Source organism: bacterium, assembly GCA_023230585.1.
Taxonomy (GTDB): domain Bacteria; phylum Ratteibacteria; class UBA8468; order B48-G9; family JAFGKM01; genus JALNXB01.
This window is the reverse complement of record JALNXB010000088.1, coordinates 1-5,913: the sequence shown is the minus strand read 5'-3', so window position 1 is coordinate 5,913 and position 5,913 is coordinate 1. Positions and strand designations below refer to the sequence as shown.

General features: G+C 38.3%; 5 protein-coding genes. All 5 read right to left on the bottom strand.

Translation table 11 applies throughout. The annotated features are described in order from the left end of the window. Positions 1 to 196: 196 nt before the first annotated feature. Entirely contained in the window at positions 197 to 1,105 is a 909-nt protein-coding gene (locus tag M0P98_09050; GenBank protein ID MCK9266993.1) for a Gfo/Idh/MocA family oxidoreductase, read from the bottom strand. A 645-nt stretch (positions 1,106 to 1,750) separates the two neighbouring features. Further along, complete coding sequence (locus tag M0P98_09045) at positions 1,751 to 2,659, bottom strand: Gfo/Idh/MocA family oxidoreductase (GenBank protein MCK9266992.1); 909 nt, start codon at positions 2,657 to 2,659, stop codon at positions 1,751 to 1,753. A gap of 23 nt (positions 2,660 to 2,682) precedes the next feature. Next, entirely contained in the window at positions 2,683 to 3,741 is a 1,059-nt protein-coding gene (ispG, locus tag M0P98_09040; protein ID MCK9266991.1) for a flavodoxin-dependent (E)-4-hydroxy-3-methylbut-2-enyl-diphosphate synthase, read from the bottom strand. A gap of 22 nt (positions 3,742 to 3,763) precedes the next feature. Further along, entirely contained in the window at positions 3,764 to 4,843 is a 1,080-nt protein-coding gene (rseP, locus tag M0P98_09035; protein MCK9266990.1) for an RIP metalloprotease RseP, read from the bottom strand. 1 nt (position 4,844) lies between these two features. Continuing rightward, positions 4,845 to 5,913: 1-deoxy-D-xylulose-5-phosphate reductoisomerase (gene dxr / locus M0P98_09030; protein MCK9266989.1), on the bottom strand; the 1,069-nt coding region annotated here is incomplete at its 5' end.

Below are 5,913 nucleotides of genomic sequence, written 5' to 3'. Positions count from 1 at the left end.
TGCTACTACAACTCAAGCAAGAATCGGGCTGTTAACAAAAGGTTCAAGCCTTTTGTTCTACTACTCTGAGCCTGTTGAACCCTTCGGAGACGCTCTTTGTGCAGAAGGGTAAGTTCTCAGAGTGCCCGATTGTGGCGTAGAAGATGTATGCGCCGTAGTACCAGAGTGAGTAGACACCACATACTTTTTTACCCCTTTAGTCAAGTTCTTGCAGATAGACTGATCTTTCTTCTCTTTCGCTTATATAGGCTGCTTCCATAAACTGCATCATTTCGAGTGTCTCTTCGGCTTCCACTGGAGGGATACCTGTCTTAAAGAACTCCAAGATAGCTTTAAGAAGTTGAGCAAAAAGAGGCACCTCAGTTGACATATCAACTCTTTTTGATTGTTTTTCTGTAAATAGAGTTACTCCAGAACCGCAAGCATACCCCCGAACCCCTCTCAAAGTGCCAATTCTACCATCGCTCCACACACCTGTTGCTAAATGTGTTGTCTCTGTCTTTTCACAGAACACCTTACTACAACCTCTACCCATAAAAGTGTAAAGAGCTTCCAATCCATGTATTCCATACCAGAACAAACCAGGATTAGTAATCTCAAGAGAAGCAGGACTTACTGCGTCTGCCCCCATAATTGTGCCAAATTCTTTATCTGCCTTCACCTGTAAAAAATTGTAGTCAAACCTAAGTGATGAAGAAGAAAACATAGGAGAGTTATTTTCTTTAGATAACCTGACTATCTCTTTAGCGTCAGCATAACTTGCAGCAAAAGGTTTGTCTATAAAAACAGGTTTTTTTGCTTTTAAGATAGGGGTAACTTCTTTTAAATGTCGTCTACCATCAAGACTTGTAAGTATGATAGCATCACACATAGAAATAAGTTCCTCAATTGTAGATACAATCTTGACGCCCCATTTCTCAGATAGTTCTTTTGTGTACCCTTCAACCCTTTCATAACTTGAAGGTAAATCTGGGCTAAATGTTGGGACACCAGCAATAATATTAATCCCTTTGACTTGTCCTGGGGATTCTTCTTTAGAATTCTTTGCAAATCTTATTACGTGGGATGTATCAAACCCTATCATTCCTACTTTAAAATTAGACATATCTTTCTCCTCTTACTCCTCTTACAGGGTAATTCTTGCCTGCTAACAACTCCTCCACTACGCTACACTTGACTAAGACGAAGGTCTAACCTCCGCAAAAAACGAGATTCCGGATCAAGTCCGGAATGACATACAGGGGGAGTGTCATCCTTTATCCCTACGTTTTTCGTTTTTGGTTCAGTTGCTAACTACTCCCCTCATCCTTGATCCCTCTCCCCCAAGGGGAGAAGGCAAAGAAGGTCATTCCTTTTCCGCCTTCGGCGAGATTGCCACGCCAAAAAACGCCCTCCTACGCCAAGGCTTTGGTGGATAAAGCTCGCAAGACAAACTACAAAAGACGGAATGGGGGGCGGTATTTCTTCTACACTCACAATACCGTCCTAACGCACCAATTTGTTATCCTGAACTTGTTTCAGGATCTCTCACTTAACCCACGTTGGTAGCAAGAAAAGCGAGATTCCGGATCAAGTCCGGAATGACATATAAGGGGGTGGCATCCTTTATCCCTACGTTTTTCGTTTTTGGTTCAGTTGCCTTCTCCCCTCATCCTTGATCCTTCTCCCTCCGAGGGGAGAAGGCAAAGATAGGGAAGGTGTATGCACCGTAGTACCAGAGTGAGTAGACACCACATACTTTTTTACCCTTTTAGTCAAGTTCTTGCAGATAGACTGGTCTTCCTTCTTTTTCGCTTATATAGGCTGCTTCCATAAACTGCATCATTTCGAGTGTCTCTTCGGCTTCCACAGGAGGGTTGCCTGTATTAAAAAACTGTACAATCTGGTTCAAAAGTTGTGCATAGTAGGGCACCTTACCTGTTGAGTTTACTCTCTTAAATTTCTTTTCGGCAAACAGTGTTACACCATAACCACAAGCGTAACCTCTTACACCTCTGACAGTTCCAATTCTACCGTTCTCCCATACTCCAGTAACAAAATGTGTTGACTCTGTCTTCTCACAGAACACCTTACTACAACCTCTACCCATAAAAGTATAAAGAACTTCCAGACCGTGTATACCATACCAGAATAGCCCTGGGTTAGTAACCTCAAGAGATGCTGGAGTTACAGCGTCAGCTCCCATAATTGCACCAAACTCTGTATCTGCTTTTGCTTCCATAACATCATAATCAAACCTAAGTGATGAAGAGGAGAACATAGGGCAGTTATTCTCTTTTGCTAACCTAACTATCTCCTTGGCGTCAGCATAATTTGCAGCCAAAGGTTTATCTATAAAAACAGGCTTTTTTGCTTGTAAAACAGGTGTAGCTTCTTTCAAATGTCTTCTGCCATCATTGCTTTCAAGAAGAATCACATCACACATAGAAATAAGTTCCTCAATTGTAGATACAAGTTTAACTCCCCATTTCTCTGTCATCTCTTTTTTGTACCCCTCAACCCTCTCATAACTTGAAGGTAAATCTGGGCTAAAAGTAGGAACACCTGCTATAATATCAAGCCCTTTGACCCTATGTGGTGAATCTTGTTTGGTAAGTTCTGAAAACCTTATAATATGAGATGTGTCAAACCCAATAATTCCTGCTTTTAAATCAGACATTTTTTCTCCTTTACCCGCCTATTTTAAGCGAGATTGTTGACCTCTTCAATGATTTCCTTTACAAGTTGAGAAACTATTATTTCTTCTTTATAAGTTCCTATTATAGTACCTTTTTTAAATAAAGCAAAACTACCTTTTCCTCCTGCAATACCTATATCTGCCTGTTTAGCTTCCCCTGGTCCGTTAACGCTGCAGCCCATCACCGCTATTTTGAGTTCTTTTATTTTGGGATAACCCTTTTTTAATCTTTTAACTTCTGCCTCTACCTTTGCCAATATTGATGGAAGAGCAACCTGAGTTCTTCCGCAGGTAGGGCAAGATACTATTTCAGTTTCAAACCTTCTTATCTCTGCAGACTGCAAAATCGCTTTACCAAACTCTATCTCTTTATATGATGGTTCCGAAAGAGAAACCCGTAGAGTATCACCAATACCTTCCAATAGAAGCGTTCCTATACCAAGTATAGATTTACTTTCTGCTAAATACCCTCTACCTGCTTCGGTAATGCCCAGATGTAAAGGATAATCGCATGCTTCTGATATTTTTCTGTAACACGTTATTGTTTCTTTAACCTGCGGAGTTTTAAGTGACAGAACTATATTGTTAAAATCTTTATCTTGAAAAAATTTCAGAGTATCCAGAGCAGAAGACACAAGGCTATCAGCAAGAGAACCTTTTAATTTCACCGACCCTGAATTTATACCTATCCTTATTGGGACCCCTGCATCTTTTGATTCTTGTATGATATTGTTGAGATGTTTTTTTTCCATATTATACGGATTGATTCTTATTTTATCGGCTCCTTTTCTGATTGATGAAATAGCAAACTCTGGAATGTAATGGATATCAGCCACAATAGGTACATCAAACTTTTTTTTCAAGATAGGGATAGAATCTGTATCTTCTTGTTTAAGAATGGCTATCCTTATAATTTCTGCCCCAGAGGAGACCATCTTTTTAAATTCTTTAAGGAGGTTCTTTATATCAGAAGTAGGAACTTTAGTCATCCCTTGAACAGTAATTGGGGAACCACCGCCAATAGAGATATTGCCAATATTGATTTTTTTAGTGATTTTTCTCATTTTAATATTTTTATAGTATCAACTACCTCGGTCGCGCTATGTTTTGTAATACTCTGACTATATCATTATATGTCACAAAAAGAGCAAGAAATAGTATACAGACCATCCCAATATACTGTATTATTTCAAGAGTTTTACGTTTAGGAACAAACCCAGTAACTTTCTCAAGAAAAATTCCAAACAGGTGACCTCCATCAAGTACTGGGAAAGGCATTAGGTTTATTACCCCAAGATTTATACTAATGAACGCCATAAAATATAAAAATTTCCCAAGCCCGTAATGGACTATTTCAGCCCCCCATTGAGCGATACCGATAGGTCCGGTCAAATTTTTTGCAGAAACTTGTCGAGTAAAAAGCATTTTCATTGCCATAAATATCCCGTATATCATCTTTTTAAACTCTTTACCTGCCCTAACTATAGACGCAAAAAGATTATATTTTTCTATTTTTTCCATAGGCGAAAGACCAAGAATAAAGACAGCTTTAGCAGAGGTATCTCCAGATTCAACATACGGGGCTGGCGCAACATTAAAAGAGAGAATTTCACCGTCACGGTTAACCTTTAAGAGTATGTTTGCGGTATTGTCTGCATCTATAGACTGCCTTATATTCATCAAAACATCAAACCATTCTTTACATACTTTTCCGTTTACCTCAAGAACCTCGTCTCCAACCATCAACCCAGAATTAGAAGCCGGTAGACCTTCCACAAAAGAACCTATCTTTGTACCCTCATATCCCGGCACACCCAACATAAAAACAGGTATTAAAAGCAACACCCCCAACAGAAGGTTGTTAAAAGAACCAGCCAATATAATTTGGGCTCTATGACCTGGACTTTTTCCCATATATTCCCATTTTTCCGATTTTTTAGTTTCATCATAATCGTCCCCTGCCATCTTTACAAATCCACCGAAAGGAAGTAGGCATATCTGGTATATCGTTTCACCTTTTTGCCAAGAAAAAAGTTTTGGTCCAAAACCGAGCGAAAACTTTTCCACTCTTACTCCAACCTTTTTTGCAAAAAGAAAGTGTCCTGCTTCATGAACAAGTATAATAACAGAAAACATCAACAGAACTGCTACAACAGATAGTATCATTTTATTTCTCCATAAGTTTATTCACTTTATTTTTAGCCCAAATATCTATTTCAAATATTTCTTTAATGGTAACATTTTCTTTATAAGAGTGGGTAGATAAAACCTGTTCAGTTATACTGATAATATCTTTAAACTGAATCTTTCCTTTAAGAAAACCTTCTACTGCTTCTTCGTTAGCGCTATTAAAGACTACTGGAAAAGAACCTTTTTTTTCTATTGCTTCGATTGCTAAAGAAAACCATTTTGCATTTCTATTTGCAGGCTCAAGAGTTAAACTACTGAACCTATTGAAATCAATTTTTTCCCATTTTGATGTCTGTCTATTAGGGTAATCCATTATAAAAGTTATAGGATATTTCATATCTGGCATTGAAAAGATACCTTTAATAGTCCCGTCTAACAGTTCAACCATACCGTGTATAAGAGCTTCAGGGTGTATAAGAACATTTAGTTTTTCTGGTGATATAGAAAACAAGTAGTGGGCTTCTATCAACTCAAACGCTTTGTTAAACATTGTAGCAGAATCTACCGTGATTTTTTTTCCCATATTCCACACAGGATGAGAAAGGACCTGTTCTACCGTTGGGTTATCGATGTTTTTACCTCTAAACGGTCCGCCCGAAGCAGTAAGATAAATATTGCTAACATTATTTTCATCTTCGCCCATAAGTGCTTGGAATATTGCGTTATGCTCGCTATCTATAGGTAGGATTTCCCCATTATGTTTTTTTATAAGTTCATTTACAATAGGTCCAGCAGTTACCATAATTTCTTTTGTAGCCAGACCAACCTTTTGTCCTTTTTTTATTGAATATATAAAAGCGTTGAGAGTGCTAATGCCCGGTATCGCATATACAACTAAATCTATATTATCAACTGAAACAAGTTCTTCAAGACCGTCTTCGCCGTAAAAAAACTTTGTACTTTTGAACCTGTTTTCATAGCCGTTATCTATATCTTGAATATAAGCAAATTCTGGCTTGAACTCTTGTATCTGTTCAGCAAACATATCTTTATTGTTACGGCAAGCAATGCCTAAAACTTTCCATTCAGAAGCCCGTTCTTTGACT

What these genes read in the sequence shown, in the direction of transcription:
- M0P98_09045 (MCK9266992.1), bottom strand. Translation starts at nt 2,659, where the DNA reads ATGTCTGATTTAAAAGCAGGAATTATTGGGTTTGACACATCTCATATT.
- ispG (MCK9266991.1), bottom strand. Translation starts at nt 3,741, where the DNA reads ATGAGAAAAATCACTAAAAAAATCAATATTGGCAATATCTCTATTGGC.
- M0P98_09050 (MCK9266993.1), bottom strand. Translation starts at nt 1,105, where the DNA reads ATGTCTAATTTTAAAGTAGGAATGATAGGGTTTGATACATCCCACGTA.
- rseP (MCK9266990.1), bottom strand. Translation starts at nt 4,843, where the DNA reads ATGATACTATCTGTTGTAGCAGTTCTGTTGATGTTTTCTGTTATTATA.